Below are 20195 nucleotides of genomic sequence, written 5' to 3'. Positions count from 1 at the left end.
CCGAATCGATTCCGATTAGCCTTTCAAAGATCCAATCATGACGCCTTTGACGAAGTGCTTCTGCACGAACGGATAGACCAGCATTAACGGCAGCGTGGAGACTACGATCAGCGAGTATTTCAAGAGCACCCGCAGCGCTTCCCGCTTGGCGACGTTGGCAATATCGGACAGCATAAGCGCGTTCACGTCGTTCTGGATGAGAATGTTCCGCAGCACGATCTGCAGCGGGTACATCTCCTGCTTGTTCAAAAAGATCATGGCATTGAAATATTGATTCCAGTGGCCTACGGCATAATAGAGAGTCATTACCGCGATAATCGGCCCGGAGAGCGGAATCACGATCTTCCACACGAACTTAAAGTCGTTGCAGCCGTCGATCTGCGCCGCCTCCAGCAGCTCGGCCGGAAGCGAGGTCTGGAAGTAGGTGCGCGTAATGATGACGTTCCAGACGCTGAGCGCCCCCGGCAGCACCATCGACCACACCGTGTTAAGCATGCCCAGGTCCTTGACGAGAAGATAACCGGGAATCAAGCCTCCGGAAAACATCGTCGTGAACACGAACAGGAGCATGAGGAGGTTCTTCCCGTACAGATCCTTGCGGGAGAGCGGATACGCCGCCAGCACCGTCATAACGATATTGACCGCCGTTCCGAACGCCGTGTAATAAATCGAATTCGCGAATCCGGAGCCGATCAGCTTGTGCTTAAACACCGCTTCGTAGCCCATCAGGGTAGGCTGTACCGGCCAGAGCCACACTTTGCCGGACACGACGGCCGAAGGGTCGCTGATGGAAGCGCTTAAAATAAAGATCAACGGATAAAGAATCGCCAGAAAAAACAAGGACAGCAGCGTATAAATGATCGCCGTGAATAGCCGGTCGCCGAAGGACGACTTGATACGGGTATGTTCCACTTGGAAAGCTCTCCTTACCACAAGCTGGCCTGATTGGTTTTGCGAGCGATCTGGTTAACGGCGACGATCAGAAAAAAGCCGATGACCGATTTGAACAATCCAATGGCCGCGGAATAGGAATAGTTCATCGCTTGCGACACCAGGCCGACCTTGTAGACGTAAGTATCGATGACTTCCGACGTGCGCGTATTCAGCGGATTTTGCATCAGCAGCACCTTCTCGAACCCGACGTCCAGCATGCTGCCCATGTTCAGAATAAGCAGAATGACGGCAACCGGCATGATGCCGGGCAGATCGATGTGCAGCATCCGCTGTCTCTGGCTGGCTCCGTCGATGACGGCCGCTTCGTGCAGCGACGGATCGATGCTTGAAAGCGCAGCCAAAAAGATGATGCAGTTAAAGCCCGCGCTCTGCCAGATTCCGGACCACACATAGATGGATTTGAAATAATCCGGATTGCCCATAAAATTGATCGTTTCGAAGCCGAACGCCTGAAGCAGGTTGTTCGCAATGCCGTTCCTGGGATCCAGCAGCTCGAACAGCATGCCGACCATAACGACCGTCGAGATGAAATGCGGCGCGTACGTCACCATCTGCACCGTCTTCTTGAACCAGCGAACCCGCACGTAGTTAAGCCCGAGAGCCAAAAGCAGCGGAAACGGAAATCCGGCGATCAAGTTGTAGACGTTGAGCAGCAGCGTGTTGGCCATGATTTTGCCGAAGTCGTACGAATGGACGAAGCGGTCGAAATGCTTTAATCCGACCCATTCGCTTCCCCATATTCCCTGCGCGACGGCGAAATCCTTAAAAGCAATCTGCGCGCCGTACATTGGAACGTACTTGAAGACGATCAGGTAAAGCAGCGGCAGCGCAAGCAAGGCGTAAAGCTGCCATACCCGCAGTATGCGGTCGAGCGGTCCGTTCACTTGTTTTCCCCCTTTCTCTTGAGTTGATTTCCACTCTAGCGCCAAGGGGAGATTAGCCGCTATCTGCAATCGGACAATCCGTATTCCCCGCTTAACATTCGGCTGTATTCACTTGCTGCGGCACCGTGCATTCGTTAAGATTGCGTTTCCCCCGCCCCTTGTCGAAAGCTCTCTCTGTATATCGTAGGGCTGATTCCATGAATTCTCTTGAAGGCCCGGGAGAACGAATTCGTGGAGCCGTAGCCGCATCGCTGCGCGATCTCGTTCACGGTCGCCGGAGCGTCCCGCAGCATGACGCGGGCGCTGTCCATCCGCAGGTTCTCCAGATAGTCGGAGAAATTAACGCCCGTCTGCTCCTTGAAGAAGCTTGAGAAATATACTCGCGAAATGCCCGCCTGATCGGCGACGGCGTCCAGATTAAGGTCCGCGTTCCCGTACTGCTCCTGAATGAGCCCGCGAATTCTCTCCAGCAGCTGGACGTTGCGGCTCTTCTTGCGCCGAACGACCCGCTCGCAAATATCGGCATACAGCCCCCGTACGGCCTGGAACGCTTCGGCGGGGCTTTCCGCGTCGTCGGTAGTGCTCAACAGCCTCCTTACGTCGTCGTCCGGCTCCAAGGCGAGCTGCTCCTTAACCTTCATCAGGCTGCCCGCCATCTCGTACAAGAGAAGCTTCTGAATGGCGAACGGCAAATTTCTCTTGCGGAAATTCCGTTCGTAAATGTCGTCGAGCAGCAGCGCCACTTCGCCGGCATCCCCCGCTTTCGCGTGATTCGTCAGACGCGTCTCGATTTCGCCCGGATAATAGTGACTATCCGACAAGTCGGGGAGCTCTCCGAACCGGGTAAGCCCGCGCAGCTGCCGCCAATGCGCATAGTTCAACGCCTGCTTGGCCTCGCCGTAAGAACGGGAGACGTCGATCGGCGCCGAATAAATTCCGCCGGACGCGACGTACAAGTCCGCGCGCAGCTCGGCGGGATCGATTCCCGTGATTCTGTCGAACAGCGCTTCCATCGTGCGCGCACACTCTTCCTCCGACGTATCCGAAGCGAGAAACAGCAGGACGATTTTGTCCTCCGCTGTCTCGTGGCCATGGATCGCGACAGCCGGCCATTCCCGGAGAAGCTCCCGCAGAAGGATTCTCAGGCGCGCCAGCTCCTTCAGCCGTTTCTCCTCGACGTTTTCCGTTGGAATGAAATGGACGATGGCCGCCGCAATGGCGGAAATCCGGGGATTCATCCGCAGACGCTTCATCATGCCCTCCATTTCCCCGCCGACAATCTCCCCCTTCAGAAGCCTCTCGATAATGCTGGTCCGAAGAATCGGCTCCTGCTTCCGCATTTCTTCCCTGAGCGCATAGTGGCTGTCCAGCATTCGCGCTACCGTGCGGCTATTCCGCGAAGTAAACACATAGGCCAGCGCCAGGCCGACGGCCAGAAAGCCCAAAGTCGTGCCCAGGGTGATCCGCTTGACGTAATGGACTTTGGCCAGAACGATCCGGGGAGACTGGGCCAGAACGTAATACCAGCCGTTCTCCGAGGACCGGGCATACGTAACGTGCATCCCCCGGGTAGGAGCGGATTCGGAAACCCACCCGGTTCGGCCGCCCATCAGCTCCGGGTCCAACCGAACGTAATCGCCGATCGAAGAGATCACGTTGCCGCGATTGTCCGCAATGTAGGCCCAGCCTTCCTTTTCGTCGACGAGACTTCTCAGCAGCTTCAAAATCTGCCCGTTGTCGATCAGCATGACGACGCTCCCCCGCGACACGCTCGGAATCGTCCCCAACGGATAATTGTACGTAACAACGGAATGGGCTTTGCCTTTGTACCGAACGGGCATCGCGGGCAGAACGAGCTTGCGGTTTTCCTCTTCGAAAAACGTCCGGCGCCAGCGTTCCTGCGTCATGTCCTCGTAATCGAAGGCGAACCCGTAGAACGCATCGGCGAGATACAGCGTGGACGGGGTCAGCACGGTCTCGCTGTTGCGGTAATAAATCATATAGTCCAAGATGAATTTATTCGTCACGTCAAAATGATACAGCCCCTTCTGGGCAGCCAGCATTTTGAACGTATTCGTCCCCTCGAACGGTTCCTTGATCTGTTGAAGCTGCAGCAGCCTGGGGTCGTTGGCCACCTGCATCGCGAGCGTGTCGATCTCCGCCAGCCGGCCGTCCAGCGTCGATTTGACCTGATTCAGCAGATGGAGATGGGTATTTCTTTCCTCCTCGCCCACCAGATCGAGCGTCCTCTCGTAAATCAATCCGCTTGCGGTCAAGGCCATGGCCAGGAAAAAGGCGTAAGGAAGCAGCAGACGCATGAACCAATTGTCTCTGCCGAACCGTCGATTGGATTTCATGGATTTTCTCCTTTTAATCGTATTAGTCGTATTGGAAAATCAACTCTGTCTTGTTTCGGTTTTATGAAAGCGCTGCCATAATGTTGTGAATCGGATTTCGCCATATGATATCTACCACTTTACTCGATTCGTACCCTCTGGACAGCTGACAATGGCGACTTCCTGTAGTACAATCTCTACATCCTGGATGGAGGTGCCCGCATGCTCGTACTCGAATTGAAGGTTCCGCCGTTTCCTCTGCTGGCCACGATCGGATACGTGCTCTGGCCGTCCGGAGTCGTGCATGCCGAGCGGACATTCGGAGCGTTCGATATGATCTTTTGCATGAAGGGCACGCTGTTCATGGAAGAGGACGGAATTTCATACGCTATCCGCCAAGGCATGATGCTCGCGCTTGAACCGGGGAAGACGCATCGCGGCTTTCATCCGACGGAGGAAGAGACCGAGGTGTATTGGATTCATTTTCAGTACCCGACGGCTTCCGAACCGATTTTGAAGGAGAAAAACAGCTGGCAGCAGCCGCTGCTGAAACCGACGAACCAGGATACGGAGCCGCCGGCGGCAATGATCGACATTCCCAAATTCGCCTCCGTCGACATGCGCGCGATTCTGCCGCTCCTGCAGGAGATGCTCCGGCTGCATAGCGTGCTGACCCCTTACAGCTCCTTCGAGCTGCACCTTATGTTCGGACAAGTGCTGACGCAGCTTCAGAACGGCATGAGGAAGAGCAGCCCGCAAGCCCGCTCCTACTTTCTCGGGGAAGAGGTGGCCGCCTACTTGGCCAATCGCCTGGAGCTTCCGTTCGACTCGGCGGAGATGGAGCGCGATCTGCACTATCATTTCGATTATCTGTCCCGCTGCCTGAAGCATTACTCCGGGATGAGCCCTTTGCAGTACCGGCACCGCTTGCAGATCGACCGGGCCAAACGCCTGCTCACCCATTCCGAGCTGTCTCTGACGAAAATCCGGGAGCAATGCGGCTTCCAGGACAACAACTACTTCATTCGGCTGTTCAAGCGGCAAACTTCCTATACGCCCGGCGAATATCGCAAGCGATTTCAGGCGTTCCGCGTCGATTAACGCGATTCCGGGCGCACAACAAAAAAGGGCAAATCCGATGCCTCCCGTCGGATCTGCCCTTTTTTGCAAGTTCAGAGAATCAGAAAAATGCCGTCATCATCGGTCTCCAGTATGCCGCGCTCCAGATTCTCGCCGCTTCGGTCTCCGCTTGTCTCCAATTTGCCGGCCCTCAGCTTCACTTGCGGATCGACCAGATGCTCTCCCGTCGTCAGATCGAATTCCCACCCGTGCCAGGGACAGCGCAAAATCTCGTTTTCCCTGCCGTATACGTACTCGTAGACGCGCGCCGGCAGCCGCGTTCCGCCGATTGTGCCGACGCATACGTCGGCCCCGGCATGGGGGCATACGTTGCGATAAGCACGGTACTGTCCGCCAACATTGAAGATGCCGAATTCCAGCCCGTTGACTTTCACCAGCTTGCGACCGCCCGACGGAATCTCGCCCGGTCCGGCCACTCGATGCCTGCTCAAGCCGATCCGCCCCTTTCAAGCCGCGGCTTCCGCCCAAGGCCGTATAATTCGGCGGCGTTCGCCGCCTGGATTCGCTTGCGCATCTCGCGCGGGATACCGGCCAGAGCCAGCTTCGGATTGTCGAAGTCCCAATGCGGGTAATCGGACGCAAACATCAGCGTGCGGCCCGCGTCGACCATGTCGAAGATTTGCGCCAGATGCTCCTTGCTGGCCGGCTCCTCGATAGGCTGCGTCGTCAGACGGATGTGCTCCAGCATGTACTCCGACGGCAGACGCTTGAGCCAGGGGGTCGAATCCCGCAGCGCCTTGTAGTTTTTGTCCATCCGCCACATGAGATGCGGCATCCAGGCGATACCTCCTTCGATCGCGACGAATTTCAAGCTCGGAAACCGTTCGAAGACGCCTTCGCAGATCAGGCTGTTGATATGCGTCATATAGTTGATCGGCAGAATGTTGTGCCATTCCATATACCGGGTCGGATACCCGGAAGGAGTGGGCGGATAAGCGATTCCCTTGCCCTCGGAGCCCGGATGGATCGCGACGGGCAGGTTCATTTGTTCGGCCGCCTCGTAGATGCGGTGATAATACCGCTGCCCGAACGGCATTCTGGCTCCGCTGCACATGATGACCTGAACGATGTCCGGGTGCCCGCCTACCCGCAGAATTTCCTGCGCCGCCGCGTCGGGATCGGAGAAGTTCACGACGAGCGAGCCCTTGAACCGCGGGTCCGCCTTCAGCCACTCGTCTATCAGATGGTCGTTGTAGGCGGAGGCGACCGCGGTGCCGAAGTCGGGATCGGGATGCAGCGAGCAATTAAGGGCGATATGTCCGGTCAGAATCGCGTAATCGATGCCATACGGGTCCAGATGATGCTCGATCATATAGCGCGGATCGCTTCCCGGCTCCTGGCCCTCGGGCGTCGCCGCATCCTTCCGGTACACGCCGCCAAGCGGGGAATACCAGGGGTTGCCGATCAGTTGGCCGTTCATCCATTGCTCGTGCCACACCTTGGGCAGATAAGGCAGCAGTTGGGCCTGGCTGGCCCACGCGTTGTGCACGTCGGCGTCGATCAGTCCCGGGGCTTCCGGCTCGCTTGCGGTTTGTCGTTCCCTTTCCATCGGTTACTCCCCCTCTGCGAATGACAAGCATTGACTTGCATCCATCGTAAGGCAGCCCGATAGAATTCAACATTCACAAAACGCAAACAGCTGAACGATTCTTCACCATTTTCTCGCCGGACTCCCGCAGCTCCCTCTTTTTCTGGTAAGCTGATTCCTATACTCCTACAACGCTACGGGTGATGCAAAGATGATTCAGTTGCACGGCGTGTTCCTTAACAATTTCATACCGCATTGGCGTATCGCCCGGTCGATAGCGGAGAATCATATCGTCGCTCTCGTGACCCATGGGAACCTGATCTACCGGATCGACGAAGTCGATTTGACGTTGTCCAAGGGCGATTTCTTGATTATGCGTCCCGGCTCTCTGCGGAGCGGATCGGACGGTCCTTATCCCCCACACCAGAAATACTCCGTCCACTTCGGCCTGCAATTCCCGGACGATCATCCCTTGTTCATCCCTTTCAAGCATAGCTCGCACCTTCTGTACCGAACGCGCAAATTCGAATACTTCCGGCAGCGCTTCAGCTCGCTCTACCAGACCTGGAACGAGAAAGCCGACTACCACGAATTGATCTGCCAAGGGATGATGATGGAGCTGTACGGCTCCATTATGCGGGAGCTGGCCCAGCGGGATATCCCCGCGCACAAGCGGAAGATCGCCGACGACATCGAGCAGTACATCAAAGCCCACTATAAAGAAGAAATCAAATTGGCCCGGCTGTCCGAGCTGGTCGATCTCTCTCCCGGTTACGTCACCGGCATCTTCAAAGCGATGACCGGTCAAACCCCGATCGAATACGTTCATCGCCTGCGCTGCTCCGAGGCGCGCGACTTGCTGCTCGAATCGGATATGACCGTCGCGGAAATCTCGGACTACCTCGGCTTCTGCGATCCGACGTATTTTAACCGCGTCTTCAAGAAGGTGACCGGCATGCCTCCTTCGGCTTTGACGAGGCGGATGCCGTGAAAGAACGACTGATCCGTACAGCATGCGATATCCCCGCCGCGTTTCTTTTTGCAGAAGATGGTGAAGCTAAGAAAGTTGACGATTCTCAAAAACAGATTTCGGAGGCTGAATTCGCATGTGGAAAAACTATCGAACCCGATTGATCGCCGGCTTGCTCGGCATCGCGCTTGTCTCGGGAAGCGCCGGAGCCGCCTTCGCGGCCGAGGAGACGTCCCCCGCCCCGGATAAGGTGAAAGTCAAGATCGTGAACGACAAGGGGCGTAAAATCGGAACCGCGGTTCTGACTCAAGAGACCGGGGCGGTCCGCGTCCATCTCAAAGCGAAGAAGCTCCCTCCCGGGGTTCACGGCATCCATTTTCACGAAGTCGGGAAATGCGAGCCTCCCGAATTCGAATCCGCGGGCGCCCACTTGAATCCTTATCAGAAGCAGCACGGCTTCAACAACCCGCATGGCTTCCATGCCGGCGATCTGCTCAATATCGAGGTCGGTCCGGACGGGGTCGTCGATACCGATCTGGTCAGCCGAACGGTAACGCTGAAAAAAGGCGAGCCCAACTCCTTGCTGCGCGAGGGAGGTACGTCGCTCATCATCCACGAGAAAGAGGACGATTACGTAACCGATCCGTCAGGCAACTCCGGAAACCGTATCGCATGCGGACCGATCTTGTAACCGCGACGACAAAATCCCGAGGATCGATATCCGATCCTCGGGATTTTTATTTTCTCCGAACAGCATGAGTTAATCTCAATTCTAAACGATACCCACAGGCTGCACGCTTCGGCAACTTACACCTTGTAAGCCTTCATCGCCTTCACGATTTCCTTCATCGAAGGACGCTTGCCGTACATCAGTACGCCGACGCGGTAGATCTTCGCGGACAGCCAGCCGATCACGAGAATCGAGGCGAGCAGAATGCCGATGGACAAGGCGATCTCCCACCAGGCCGGCTCGGTCAAGCCGATCCGCAGGAACATGAGGAACGGCGAGAAGAACGGAATGTACTGGCAGACGACCATCAGCGTGCTGTCCGGCTGATTCAGGCCGAACATCGCGATATAGAAGCCGGCGAGCGTCAGCAGCGTAATCGGCATGACCGCCTGGCCCAGGTCCTCGGTGCGGCTGACGATCGAGCCGACGGCGGCGAACAGCGTCGCGTACAGGAAGAAACCGGCCAGGTAGAAAAATACCGCATAGACCAGCAGCAGCGGATCGATCGTGCCGAGATCGAAGCCGAAGCTCTTCAGCGTGTCCGCGTTGTGGGGCAGCGTCAGGTTGGCGGCCAGCGCCCCGACCAGAACGACGATCTGGAGCATGGCAACGATGAACGTGCCGAGAATTTTCCCCCACATCTGCTTCAGCGGTGAGACGCTGGTCACGATGATCTCCATGACGCGCGAGCTCTTCTCCGCCGTAATCTCCGTGGCGATCAATTGTCCCGTGATCATGACGGCCATGAACAGCAGAATGATCATGACATACGTAAGGACGATGGCGATGCCCTGCTCTTCCTCCGTCTTGCCCTTCTCGTCCGTGAAGCTGACCTTCTGGGTGTGGAACATTACCGGCGCATAGAGCTGCGCTTTCTGTTCATCGGTTAATCCTGCGCCTCCCAACAGGGTATCGTACTTGACCTGCTGGAGAGCAGCCGTAAGGGAAGAGGAGGTTCCGCCCTCGAATGCGCTCTTCGAATTGTACGTGACCTTCGGGAAGCCGGCCGCGGCATCCTCTTCGAACGTCAAGTAGCCTTTGACGTCGCCGTTCTCGAGCGCCGTCTTCAATTGCTCCTCGGACGCGATGCCGACCAGTTCCACGCCGGGCTCCGGAAGCTTGGCGTAGTAATTTTGGAGCCCCTCCACCACTTGGGCCTGCTGCCCTTCCGCATAGCCGACCTTCGTCACGCCCCCGCCGCCGCTCAGCTTGTCGATCAAGTAAGGCAGATTGCCCGCTACGACGAACAGTACCGCAAGCACTACCGTCATAATGATAAATCCTTTGCTGCGCAGCTTGTTGCGCATCGTAAACGCCATTACCGTCCATAAGCTGTTATTCATGGCTCTCACCCACCGTTTTAATAAAGATTTCGTTAAGCGTCGGTTCCAATACCTCGAAGCGGTTAACCGGACCTTGGACCAGGGCATGCTTCAGAATCCGCTGCCCGACCTCCGGAGAATCGACTTTCAGCTCGTAGCCTCCGTGCTCGTGCCGGAACACGCTCTCGACTCCCGTAATCGCATCCAGTCCCTCAATGTCCCCGTCGCCCGCCACGATGACCCGCTCCTGCGGGAATTTCTTCTTGATTTCCTTGATCGGACCCTGCAGCACCGGATTGGATCTGTGCATGATCGTAATGTTGCGGCACAGCTCCTCAACGTGCTCCATCCGGTGCGTCGAGAACACGATGCTCGTGCCCCCGTCCCGCAGCTCCTTAACCGTCGATTTGAGCAGCTCCACGTTAACCGGGTCCAGACCGCTGAACGCTTCGTCGAGAATCAGAATTTTCGGATTATGGATCACGGCCGCGATAAACTGGATTTTCTGCTGGTTGCCCTTGGACAGCTCCTCGACCTTCTTGTTGTAGTACTCCGGCACCTGAAACTTCTCCAGCCAGCTCTTCAGATTCTTGTCCGCGTCCTTGCGGGACATGCCGCGCAGTTGGGCAAGATACAGAATCTGATCGCTCACCTTGATCTTCGGATACATGCCCCGTTCTTCCGGCAAGTAGCCCAGCATGCTGAGCTGCTGCTCGCTGTAGGGATTGCCGAGATAACGGATATCCCCTTCGTCCGGCAGAATCAAGCCCAGGATCATTCGCATCGTCGTCGTTTTTCCTGCGCCGTTGGCGCCGAGCAGGCCGTAGATTTCTCCCGCCGATACCTCGAAGCTTAAGCCGTTTACGGCCCTCTTGTCGCCATAATTTTTAATAATTCTGTCTACTTTTAATGAATTCATCGTCTTGCTTCCTCCTTTCGAATTAAACAGCCCAGTATCTCTTCAAGGTCCATGCGCTGGATGGCCAGCACCCGGAATCCGTTGTCGCGGCAGTACGCTTCGCCCCGCTCGGGATCGTCCACCTCCAGCCGATAGAGACCCGGTCCCGCTTCCGTCAGCCCCTGGAACCCGGGAGCGCGCTGGAGCAGCTCGCCTCCGCCCTTCGGGGCGTATTCGATCTGCAGGACGATCGTTCTCCAGTCGTCCAGCAGACGGTCCTTCTCGTAGAGACCGAGAACTCGCCCGCGGTAGATAAACAGGATGTAGTCGGCCAACCGCCTGATTTCCTCGAGAATGTGCGTCGCGAGTACGAGCGTCCGGTCTCCGGGCTCCATGTAGCGCCCGAGCTCCTCCAGCATCGTTTTCCAGGCGAACGGGTCCAGCCCGGAAGACGGCTCGTCGAGCAGCAGCAGCTCCGGATCGTGCGCCATTGCGATGGAGAGCTCGGCTTTGCGCCTCATGCCTTTGGACATCTTGGACAGCCTGATGCCCCCGTCTACGTCGAAATGGCGAAGCAGCTTTCGATAGCGTTCCCAATCCCAGCCCGGATACCAGCGAGAGGCAAACTTGGCTTTCCGGTCGGCAGTCAGATCATTCTCGTGGGCATGCGGATTTTCCGCCAGAAAACCGATGCGGCTTTTGTAGCCGTCGTCCTGCTTCCCGTCCAGCCTCGTGCCGAGCAGCAGCGCCTCGCCCGATCGAACGGGCTCCAGCCCCAGCAGAGCCCGGAACAGCGTGCTCTTGCCCGAACCGTTCGGCCCGACGATTGCCGTAACCATTCCTTTGGGAATATCGCAATCGATCGGTCCGAGCGAAAACCGTTCATGCTGCAGCTTTACTCTGCGAAAGGAAATCGCGGCTTCCATATTCGCAACCGTCACAAGGCATCCCCTCCTCTTTCGGTCGATTTCCTGTCAAGAGCTTGCCGGAACGCCGTCTCGATCTCCTCGGGCGAGCATTGGAGCTGAAACCCGATTTCGATCGCCTTCCCCAATTCTTCGGTCAGCCGCTCCAGGCGATGTTCGTCCCGCGCCACCGGCTCCACTCCCGCAACGAACGTTCCCGTGCCCTGCCTTGTGCGAATCAGACCTTCGTTCTCCAAGTCCTGATACACTCTTCGCACCGTGATCGCGCTGCATTTCAGCGAAACCGCCAGCTCGCGAATCGAGGGAAGCAGCGTTCCCTCCTTTAACTGTCCGCCAAGGATGAGTCCGCGAAGCTGGACCTCGATCTGATGGTAGAGCGGTTCGGGACGCTGTTCATCTATTCGTATCGGAAGCCACACAGACTCACCCCCGGTTTCGATTTTCGCCGCTTAGAGCGGCAGCGACCTTGAACGGATTCGTTCGACCGTCAGCCTCTGGCCGATCGCGACCGCCGCGGCCGCAACGCAGGCCAGCCCCAGCAGAAGCGCCCAGCCTTGCCCGGCCTTGACCAGGTCCAGCACCATTTGGAAAATTCCGATGCCTTGCCAGGTCAGCACCGTGGTAATTATGGCCATGAGCGGCATCACTCCCAGAAACATTAAACAGTACTGCTTTCCGGTGAATCCCAGCTCGAACCAGATGAACATGGCAATAATCGCAATCGCGTAGCATAGCCAGATTAAGCCGTTCTCGATCCACTGGGCCGGGGTCGCGTACTCTCTAAGCTGCGGCGCCATCCAGTATTGCAAGAGAAGATAGATCCCGCCGACGATCGGCAGCAGGCTCGCGCTCTGCAGCATTCTGGCCCATACGATCGCGGAGACCGGTATCGGCATCGTGCGCCATTGCGCCAGCCGCTTGGAATAGGAGTCGTCCCGCCACATGCCCCAGGCCGACTTGTTCATCACCATTCCGAACATCGGGTACATCGTCAAGTTAAACCAGTCCAGAATACCGTGCAGGGCTCTGGGAACCGTATCGTCCCCGCCCAATATTCCGTCTATCGTAGTGCTGTTGACGGCACCTATATACACTGCAAATAACAAGGTAAAAAGCATGCCGAACCGTTCGCGTCTCCATAAATAAGCTGTTACGTAAGCGACGGCTTGCCGCTGGTTCATCGGGAATCCCCTCCCGCACAGTGTTTATGTGTGTATATCCTTATACACACTATACAGGGTAAATCCGCGGTCGTCAACCCGAGGAAGGAATCTTTGCCCCCGGCAGCGAATGAATGTAGAGAATCCACCAGGGCGTGTATGCAGACACGCCCTAGCTTGGTCTCCGCATCGAAGCCTTAGGGCGTGTATGCATACTCCGAGGATAGCAGATGTTGCCGAATTTTCGTTCCATGCCAGGAACTTTTGTGAAGGCGTACCGGGGGTACGTCAAGCAAAAGTGACGCAGCAGGGGGCGAAAAGGCGGTGATAGATGCCCCTGAGCGGGTTTGCATACACGCCCTAGCGAAAGCGAGCTGGTTCCGTGACGACGAGAAGTGTGCGACTTGCCCTCCTTAGCGCGGTATTGATCGCGATTATGCTTCTTCCGCAAGCGTGGCCGGCCTCCTCCGCGACAGCTCCCTTAAAGCCCGGCCTCCCGATTCGCAGTGCGCAGGAAGTCGCCGTTCAATGGAAGAAGCTGATGAATCCTTCGGGAAATGCGGAGAACCCGTATTTAACTTCCCCTTCCGTCAGTCCGCCGTATGCTCCGGGCTCCTTGCAGCCGCGTTACATTCGGGACGGCGTCGATGCCGTCAACTTCTACCGCTTCGTCAGCGGACTTCCTTACGATCTGACCGCAACGACCGACCTGAATGCCCAGGCCCAATACGGCGCCGTGCTGCTTGCCGCGGAAGACGACTTCAGCCATGAGCCCGCCAAGCCCTGGGACATGCCGCAAGCGTTCTATAAGAGAGGGCTGGAATCCGCCTCTTCGTCCAACCTCTACGCCTATTACGGCGGCGAGGATCATATTGCGGCCCTGTCGATCGACGCATACATGGAAGACTCCGACACGAGCAACCTGGCCGAAGTCGGGCACCGGAGATGGATTCTGAACCCTCCGCTGAAGCGGATCGGACTCGGACAAGCCGCAAGCGAAGAGGGCTGGATCTACTCCGTCATGCAGGTGGTGGACGAGAGCCGCGCGAAGGTCCCGGACTTCAACTACGTCGCTTATCCCGCGAACGGGGCGTTCCCGCTGGAAATCTTCGGCCCGGACTATGCCTGGTCGGTCAGTCTTAACGAAGAGAAGTTCCAGGCCCCCGAGGGGAAAAAGGTAACGGTAACCGTCGTGCGGCAGCGCGATCGGAAAACGTGGACGTTAAACTCGAAATACGGCAAGGTGGCCGAAAAAGGAAACTACTTTACGGTGGAACCGAGCGGATACGGATCGGGAGCCGCGATTATTTTCCGCCCCGGCGGCATCCTGAAATACGAGGACGGGGACCGCTATCAGGTGACGATCCAGGGACTACGCTCGCAGACGGGAACGGCGCGGACCCTCTCCTATGCCGTCGATTTCGTCCGGGCGATCAAATAAGGTATAATCGATTGCAATAGTCCAACGCAATACGAGAGGAACGGTTGATTACGAATATGAGAAAAGAAAACAAAGCCGAGCGCCGGAACGCGTCAGCCTCTTCGCCCCGCCATTCGGCGCCGGCCAGACGGCTGCAGGTCACGGAGCCGGGCGAATTATTGGAGTTTCTGCTCGCCAAGCTGGCGCCCCAAGGGCGCAACAGCGTCAAATCCATGCTCGCCCGCGGGCAAATCTCGGTCGACGACCGGGTCGAGAAGCAATACAATCATCCGCTTCATCCCGGGCAGTCGGTGACCGTGAGCAAGACCCGCGCTTCGTCCGCGGCTCCTCTGGTCGGCTTGCGCATTCTGTACGAAGACGACGCGATTATCGTCGTGCACAAGGATGCCGGGCTGCTGTCGATCGCGACCGCGCAGGAAACGGAGCTTACCGCATACCGTCAATTAAACGCTCACGTCCGGCAGGCCGATCCCAAAGCCCGTATTTTCGTGCTTCATCGGCTCGACCGGGAGACGTCAGGCGTCATGATGTTCGCCAAGACCGAGCAGGTTCAGCAGAACATGCAGGACAACTGGAAGGACGTCGTGACGGAGCGGACTTACGTGGCGCTTGTCGAAGGAATGGTGAAGAAAACGAACGGAACGATCTCGTCCTGGCTGAAGGAAACATCCACTCTGAAAATGTACTCCAGTCCCGTCGCGAACGACGGGCAGCACGCGATCACCCATTACAAGGTACTGCGGGCGAACCGGAATTATTCGCTGGTGGAGATCGAACTGGAGACCGGACGCAAAAACCAGATTCGCGTCCATATGCAGGACATCGGACATCCGGTCGCCGGCGACAAGAAGTACGGCGCGAAGACGAAGCCGTTCTCCCGCCTCGGCCTTCATGCCCGGGTGCTCGCCTTCGAGCATCCGACGACCGGCAAGCCGATGCGCTTCGAGACGGATATTCCGAAGCCGTTCCTGAGCCAATTCAAGGAAGAATCGCGTTAGTCAAACAGCTCCTCCAAAATAAGGTATAATTTATTTAATCCTATCAATCATTGGAGGCAGCGAAAAAATGAGCGAGAAAAAAGAAAAAACCGACCGCGATCTTGTCAAAGAACATCCCGAAAGTTATTCTTTTGAAACCGAACTCCCGTTCCCGCCGATGGCGGAGGCCCCCCTCATCGAAGAACGATACGAGATTATTGACGGGATCCGGTACGATTTCTCGCCTTCCCCGACGCTGAAGCATCAGCTTCTCGTCACTCAGCTTTGGTATGAACTGCATGAAACTTGCCATGCGACAGGGACGGTTGTCGTCGCTCCGATGGACGTGCATCTCGACGAAAACAACATCGTTCAGCCGGACCTGATTTACGTGACAAACGAAAACGCCTCGATTCTCAAAACGAGAATCGAGGGAGTTCCCGACCTGTTGATTGAAATTTTATCCCCCAGCACGGGAGAGCATGACAAGGTTCGGAAGAAAGCTCTCTACGAGCGCTTCGGAGTGCCCGAATACTGGATCGTCGATATCCACCACCGGACGATCGATCAATTCGTGCTCCGCGACGGAGCTTACGCTCTGGAGCGCACGTACGGCTCCGCGGGCGCGATCCTGTCGGAGAGATTTCCTTGCGTTGCCGTTCAGCCGGGCAAGCTCTTCTCCGCCTTGGACAAGTTCGAGTAGGGAAAACGCGGAATTATCGATCGTAAACCTTCACATTTGCAGACAGTGCCTCGTTATCCGCTTCTGACCATTCGAACACTGCCCACTCTCCGTTCTCGTACCTCAACCGGTAGCTGGTCGTCTGTTCTCCCGCCTCCGTCTCGGGTCTGAAATCGAACGCGCCGTAATAATACGCTTCCTCGTATTCAATGCGGGCCCGAACGGATACCGAGTAATCCGACGCGCCCAATTGTTCGAGACGCAAGCTGTCGCGGTCGAAGGTCGCCTTCCGCAATTGCCCGATATAATGCTCGTCCCCGGCGACCATATCGGCAAAATGACCGGCGAGATCCGCTTTGCGGCCCGGATGGACGCGGCGCAGCCGCTCCGCGTCGCGTTCCCGGAAAGCTTCGTACCAGCTCGAGACGAAAGCGTGCGCGGCGTCGACGATCTGCTCCTTCGTCTCGTCCGTCAGGGCGGTGAGTTCGAACTCCACCCGCTTCCCGTCGATCGGGCGTTCCTCGCTCTTCGTCGTGCCCCATGGATAATCGGCTTCCACGCTGATCGTATTCGAGCCGTCCGCCGTAATCGGTCCGATCCTCTGCCCGTCCCCTACGGCCAGTCCGATGTCCTCTCCGTTAATGAAGATGCGGGCAAAGCCGTTGTTCGAGAATACGTCGACGTATTCTCCCCGGAGCGGAACCTCAACCGGTTCCACGGCGCTCCCGATCGGGAAGAGCTTGGCCTGCACCTCATTTTCCAGCGTCGTATATTTGCCCTCATACATCGCCTTGATCGCGTATTTGCCCGGCAGCAGCGGTCCCAGCTGCAGCGTCGATCCGTCCACTCCCGCGATTCCGGCCTCTTCGCCGTCCAGCAGGATCCGGGCGCCGCCGAAATTCGTGGTCACCGGAACCTTGTAGGTACGAAGCTCCAGCTCGTAGTCGTCATAGATGAGCCAGCGCTTCTTCTCCTTCTTGTGCGCATAGACGAACGCGGACTCTCCGTCGGCGGCGAAGGACTGCTCCGAATCCTCCTCTAACCGCGCGATTTCCGTCTTCAGCCTGGAGAGCACGGCTTGCTTCGCGTCCGCGTCCTCCCCCAGATGGTCGACGATCGCCTCCGCAGTCGTACGGTCCACGGCTCCCTCGGGCGCGGAGAGCAGCTTTAATAGCTTGTCCGGCTGCTTCTTGTCGATCGAGCTCTCGAAGCGTTCGATAAGCCGCTGTCCGTCCGCCAGGTAACCGCCCAGGAAATACAATCCGGCAGCCGCAATTACCGCGAACGCCGCCGCTCCTAACCTGATTTTATTCTTGGATGTCATTCGCTCACCCGATCTCCGTCATTCTGAGAACCTTGCCGTCGCCTGTGCAGAGGTACAGCTCTCCCTCCGCGTCCAGGCCGAACGAGGTAATGTTTTCTTCGGACCGCAGCAGCGTCCGGTGCTCGGCCGTGCCGTCCTCCCGCTCCCGCAGCGCCCATATGGTGCCCATGCCGTAATCCGCGTAGACATACCAGCCCGTCAAATCCGACAGCTCGTTTCCTCTGTAGACGTAGCCCCCCGTCACCGATATGCCGTCATCGCGGCCATACACGAACAACGGATCGATCAGATCCTCCTGCTGGCAGCCGTTCTTCGGATTAAAGCATTCCGTCCCTTCCATCAGGCGCCAGCCGTAATTGCCGCCGCGCTCGATCAGGTTGATCTCCTCGAAGCGGTTCTGCCCTACGTCCGCCGCCCACAGCCTGCCGGTCTCCTCGTCGAAGCTGAAGCGCCAAGGGTTTCGCAGGCCGTAAGCGTAGATTTCGGGACGCCCGCCCTCCAGGAACGGATTGTCCGGCGGAATCGCATACTTCCTTCCCTCGGCCTCGTTCCTGACGTCAATTCGCAATATTTTGCCAAGCAGACTATCGAGATTCTGGCTGCGATTTTGCGGATCGCCGCCATTGCCGCCGTCGCCGGCCGCGATGTACAGATAGCCGTCCGGCCCGAAGGCAAGCTGCCCTCCGTTATGATTGGAGTAAGGCTGCTCGAACGTGAGCAGCACCTGCTCGCTGTCCGGGTCCAGTCTTCCCGGCTCGTCCGAATCGGCGGTGTAACGCGCGATAACCGTATGCGACTCCGTCGTATAATTCACGTAGGCATCGTCCGGGCGCTGCGGATCGAAAGCCAGGCCGAGCAGGCCCTGTTCCCCGCCTTTGTCGTACACGCGTTCCCGAATATCCAGCACAACCTCGGCCTCGCGATCCGGGCTGCTCAAGCTTTTGCTTACGATTCGCCCCGGCTGCTCCACAATGTAGACGGCTTCCGGATCGCCCTCGCGGCGCTCCAGCCCCACGGGCTTGTCGAACGTCTCGTCCCCGAAGGCCGGCTCCAGCGTCACGGCGCCGCCTCTCGCGGATTCCGTCGGAGCGGGCGTTCCGGTCCCGGACCGCTCTCCCGCTCCCCAGCAAGCGGTCAAGACCAGGAGGGCGATCAGACCTGCCAGCGAGCTTCCGACAACCTTCATCCTTAAGCCTCCCCCCTTTTACGAAGCTGCTCAAAAGTCCGATTTTAATAAAACTTCTCCCCCGGACTGCCGATCTCCTTTACTTGGTCAGAGAAGCAGGCAGAGCTACGGCGTAAATCTGGTCCTCGGCCTGAATAATCGCCATCCCGCTCTCCTCCTGTGCGACTCCAAACCGCTTCGCTCCCGTAATCACCTTGCCCGCCACTTTGCCGGTAGACGCATTGGCCAGATAGACCTGCCCGTCCGTCAGCCCGATAACGGCGGCTTGATCGAGCAAATCCAACTGAGCGATCGTGCCCACAGCCCCGTTAAAGACAATGAACCCGTTTCCTCCGATCTTAACTCCGATCAGCTTCTGGTTAACCTCGAAATAGAGCCGGGTCGCATATGGCCCTGCCAGCCATTGGCCGTGATTGTCGTAGACTCTCGGCGTCTGCTTATCGGGATCGCGATCGAGCGAAAATACGGTCACCCTGCTGTTCCCCGCACTGGGCTGCTGTTCGATGTAGATCGATTTGCCGTCGATGACGACTGCGGTCGCGTAGTTCGCGAACACATCCATTTCCGGAATATAAGAGAGCGTCTCGGCGATTTTGCCCGTCTTGACGTTCACCTTGTCGATGACCGCCGCATATCCGTTATCGAGCACGGGCCATTCGTTGCGCAAATACAGGTGGCCGTCCTGCTCGTCAAGCACGTCGGAATGAATGCCGGGCAGCTCCCACAGACGTTTTCCCGAGGCGGCGTCGTACCCGTAATAAGGCGTGGTCGTAATCGCCCCGCTCTCCATTCCCGATACGACGACGATTCCGTTGTAGGTACCCCGGTACTGAGGGGAGCCTATTTCCTGCGATTTGGTTTTCCACTTCCTCTTCCCCGTGGAAACGTCGTAAGCGGCCAGACTGCCGGTCTCGGTCACATACAGCGTTTTTCCTTCCTGTGCAAGAGAATAGAAGGCGTCCTCGGAGGCGTCGGCGATTTTCGTTTTCCAGCCGGCCGCGCCCGTCTTGGCGTTCAGCTTGACCAGGTAACCTTGCGAATTAACAAAATAAAGCGAGCCCCCGCCGACCAGCAGCGGACTGGAACGCCGGGCGTTATACGTCCATTTCTGCTTTCCGGTCTTCGCATCCGCGGAGATCAGCTTGTTCTTGTAGGAATAGAACAGCCTGCCGTCCGCCGTCGAGATTTCGGACGCGCCTCCCCCTGCCGGATCGGCCTGAAGCTGCCACTTGGGCTTAAGCACCGGCGTCTTGTCCGGAGTCCTGATTCCATATTCGCGCGTGTAGGAAGTTTTCCCGGCGGCGCCCGCCTGATCGGCGGCCGCGGGCCAGGCCGATAGAAGCAAGGCCAGCGACAGAGCCGCTCCCGTCGTTCTTTTCATCAGTTTCACGTTTTCCCCTCCATCATCCGTGCTGTTGGCATCATCCTACCCTTTAGACGTAGATAGATGGATAAAGTTTCATTTTACGGCCCGTCATGCCCTTCTCTTCGCTCTCCTGAAACGCAAACAACCGCGCCCTCCCGAGGAGACACGCGGCGTTTCGGCTCTTCTTTTCACGCGATAGCGGCTTGACGGTTGCCGTTCAAGATTGCGCTTCCACTTTTCTCAACCGTTCGCCCAGCTCCCAGCTGCTGAAATGATCCTCCCAGATGATGTGATACAGATTGTCGTGGATTTCCACGATAACCCCCTGCGTGCCGTCCTGTACGTAGACGACGCGATCCCCGATCTTCATT

Annotated in this window: 21 protein-coding genes; 7 read left to right on the top strand and 14 right to left on the bottom strand. The window is 57.4% G+C overall.

The genetic code is table 11. The annotated features are described in order from the left end of the window. Window positions 1-15 precede the first annotated feature (15 nt). From ACFFT4_RS21155 to ACFFT4_RS21145, 3 genes are all read right to left on the bottom strand, one after another. On the bottom strand, window positions 16-912 hold the full coding sequence (locus tag ACFFT4_RS21155) for a carbohydrate ABC transporter permease (RefSeq protein WP_378050802.1): 897 nt from the start codon (window positions 910-912) through the stop codon (window positions 16-18). A gap of 14 nt (window positions 913-926) precedes the next feature. Continuing rightward, window positions 927-1838, bottom strand: a complete 912-nt coding sequence (locus ACFFT4_RS21150) for an ABC transporter permease (protein ID WP_378050801.1) — start codon at window positions 1836-1838, stop codon at window positions 927-929. A gap of 134 nt (window positions 1839-1972) precedes the next feature. Next, on the bottom strand, window positions 1973-4195 hold the full coding sequence (locus tag ACFFT4_RS21145; protein ID WP_378050800.1) for a helix-turn-helix domain-containing protein: 2223 nt from the start codon (window positions 4193-4195) through the stop codon (window positions 1973-1975). Between the two features lie 201 nt (window positions 4196-4396). Here ACFFT4_RS21145 and ACFFT4_RS21140 point away from each other — a divergent pair, with 201 nt between their 5' ends. Further along, entirely contained in the window at window positions 4397-5275 is an 879-nt protein-coding gene (locus ACFFT4_RS21140; protein WP_378050799.1) for a helix-turn-helix domain-containing protein, read from the top strand. A 71-nt stretch (window positions 5276-5346) separates the two neighbouring features. Here the strand turns inward: ACFFT4_RS21140 and ACFFT4_RS21135 are convergent, their stop codons facing one another. Together ACFFT4_RS21135 and ACFFT4_RS21130 are read right to left on the bottom strand one after the other, a co-directional pair. Then, window positions 5347-5745 carry a Rieske (2Fe-2S) protein gene (locus tag ACFFT4_RS21135; protein ID WP_378050798.1) on the bottom strand — a complete coding sequence of 133 codons (399 nt, stop codon included), beginning with the start codon at window positions 5743-5745 and terminating at the stop codon, window positions 5347-5349. Then, window positions 5742-6863, bottom strand: a complete 1122-nt coding sequence (locus ACFFT4_RS21130; protein ID WP_378050797.1) for an amidohydrolase family protein — start codon at window positions 6861-6863, stop codon at window positions 5742-5744. The genes ACFFT4_RS21135 and ACFFT4_RS21130 overlap by 4 nt, the downstream gene beginning before the upstream one ends. Window positions 6864-7053: 190 nt before the next feature. Here ACFFT4_RS21130 and ACFFT4_RS21125 point away from each other — a divergent pair, with 190 nt between their 5' ends. From ACFFT4_RS21125 to ACFFT4_RS21115, 3 genes are read left to right on the top strand one after another with little or no spacing between them, the layout of a single operon-like run. Beyond that, complete coding sequence (locus ACFFT4_RS21125) at window positions 7054-7833, top strand: helix-turn-helix domain-containing protein (RefSeq protein WP_378050796.1); 780 nt, start codon at window positions 7054-7056, stop codon at window positions 7831-7833. Next, the gene (locus ACFFT4_RS21120) at window positions 7830-7976 is read left to right on the top strand and encodes a hypothetical protein (protein ID WP_378050795.1); all 147 of its coding nucleotides are present in this window, start codon (window positions 7830-7832) and stop codon (window positions 7974-7976) included. The genes ACFFT4_RS21125 and ACFFT4_RS21120 overlap by 4 nt, the downstream gene beginning before the upstream one ends. Then, window positions 7949-8503 (top strand): superoxide dismutase family protein, encoded by a 555-nt coding sequence (locus ACFFT4_RS21115; protein ID WP_378050794.1) that lies wholly within the window; start codon window positions 7949-7951, stop codon window positions 8501-8503. Before ACFFT4_RS21120 ends, ACFFT4_RS21115 begins: the two co-directional genes overlap by 28 nt. Before the next feature lie 116 nt (window positions 8504-8619). On the opposite strand, the gene ACFFT4_RS21110 is transcribed toward ACFFT4_RS21115, so the two are convergent. Genes ACFFT4_RS21110 through ACFFT4_RS21090 form a run of 5 tightly spaced genes read right to left on the bottom strand, consistent with a single transcriptional unit; the run spans window position 8620 to window position 12869 of the window. Then, window positions 8620-9885, bottom strand: a complete 1266-nt coding sequence (locus ACFFT4_RS21110) for an ABC transporter permease (protein ID WP_378050793.1) — start codon at window positions 9883-9885, stop codon at window positions 8620-8622. Further along, window positions 9878-10783, bottom strand: a complete 906-nt coding sequence (locus tag ACFFT4_RS21105; RefSeq protein ID WP_378050792.1) for an ABC transporter ATP-binding protein — start codon at window positions 10781-10783, stop codon at window positions 9878-9880. Before ACFFT4_RS21105 ends, ACFFT4_RS21110 begins: the two co-directional genes overlap by 8 nt. Continuing rightward, the gene (locus ACFFT4_RS21100) at window positions 10780-11703 is read right to left on the bottom strand and encodes an ATP-binding cassette domain-containing protein (protein ID WP_378050791.1); all 924 of its coding nucleotides are present in this window, start codon (window positions 11701-11703) and stop codon (window positions 10780-10782) included. The genes ACFFT4_RS21105 and ACFFT4_RS21100 overlap by 4 nt, the downstream gene beginning before the upstream one ends. Beyond that, on the bottom strand, window positions 11700-12107 hold the full coding sequence (locus ACFFT4_RS21095; RefSeq protein WP_378050790.1) for a GntR family transcriptional regulator: 408 nt from the start codon (window positions 12105-12107) through the stop codon (window positions 11700-11702). Before ACFFT4_RS21095 ends, ACFFT4_RS21100 begins: the two co-directional genes overlap by 4 nt. Before the next feature lie 30 nt (window positions 12108-12137). Further along, window positions 12138-12869 (bottom strand): hypothetical protein, encoded by a 732-nt coding sequence (locus tag ACFFT4_RS21090; RefSeq protein WP_378050789.1) that lies wholly within the window; start codon window positions 12867-12869, stop codon window positions 12138-12140. 361 nt (window positions 12870-13230) lie between these two features. Between ACFFT4_RS21090 and ACFFT4_RS21085 the strand changes: the two genes are divergently transcribed. The 3 genes from ACFFT4_RS21085 (at window position 13231) to ACFFT4_RS21075 (ending at window position 15969) form a co-directional block, all read left to right on the top strand. Next, window positions 13231-14289 (top strand): CAP domain-containing protein, encoded by a 1059-nt coding sequence (locus tag ACFFT4_RS21085; protein ID WP_378050788.1) that lies wholly within the window; start codon window positions 13231-13233, stop codon window positions 14287-14289. Window positions 14290-14345: 56 nt separating this feature from the next. Continuing rightward, complete coding sequence (locus ACFFT4_RS21080) at window positions 14346-15287, top strand: RluA family pseudouridine synthase (protein WP_378050867.1); 942 nt, start codon at window positions 14346-14348, stop codon at window positions 15285-15287. A 67-nt stretch (window positions 15288-15354) separates the two neighbouring features. Then, a complete protein-coding gene (locus tag ACFFT4_RS21075; protein WP_378050787.1) occupies window positions 15355-15969 on the top strand; it encodes a Uma2 family endonuclease in 615 nt (204 codons plus the stop codon). A gap of 13 nt (window positions 15970-15982) precedes the next feature. Here ACFFT4_RS21075 and ACFFT4_RS21070 read toward each other — a convergent pair whose 3' ends face one another. The 4 genes from ACFFT4_RS21070 to ACFFT4_RS21055 all read right to left on the bottom strand — a co-directional run bounded on the left by ACFFT4_RS21070 (window position 15983) and on the right by ACFFT4_RS21055 (window position 20194). Further along, complete coding sequence (locus tag ACFFT4_RS21070) at window positions 15983-17272, bottom strand: YvbJ-related protein (RefSeq protein WP_378050786.1); 1290 nt, start codon at window positions 17270-17272, stop codon at window positions 15983-15985. Between the two features lie 4 nt (window positions 17273-17276). Next, entirely contained in the window at window positions 17277-18458 is a 1182-nt protein-coding gene (locus ACFFT4_RS21065) for a PQQ-dependent sugar dehydrogenase (RefSeq protein ID WP_378050785.1), read from the bottom strand. 79 nt (window positions 18459-18537) lie between these two features. Next, window positions 18538-19839, bottom strand: coding sequence for a PQQ-binding-like beta-propeller repeat protein (locus ACFFT4_RS21060; RefSeq protein WP_378050866.1), 1302 nt, complete (start codon window positions 19837-19839; stop codon window positions 18538-18540). A gap of 202 nt (window positions 19840-20041) precedes the next feature. Beyond that, window positions 20042-20194, bottom strand: coding sequence for a hypothetical protein (locus ACFFT4_RS21055; protein WP_378050784.1), 153 nt, complete (start codon window positions 20192-20194; stop codon window positions 20042-20044). Window position 20195: the final 1 nt, after the last annotated feature.

It is taken from the genome of Cohnella cellulosilytica, from assembly GCF_042431195.1.
Classification (GTDB): domain Bacteria; phylum Bacillota; class Bacilli; order Paenibacillales; family Paenibacillaceae; genus Cohnella; species Cohnella cellulosilytica.
The sequence above is the reverse complement of the archived record's forward strand: the minus strand, read 5'-3'. Positions and strand labels throughout refer to the sequence as shown.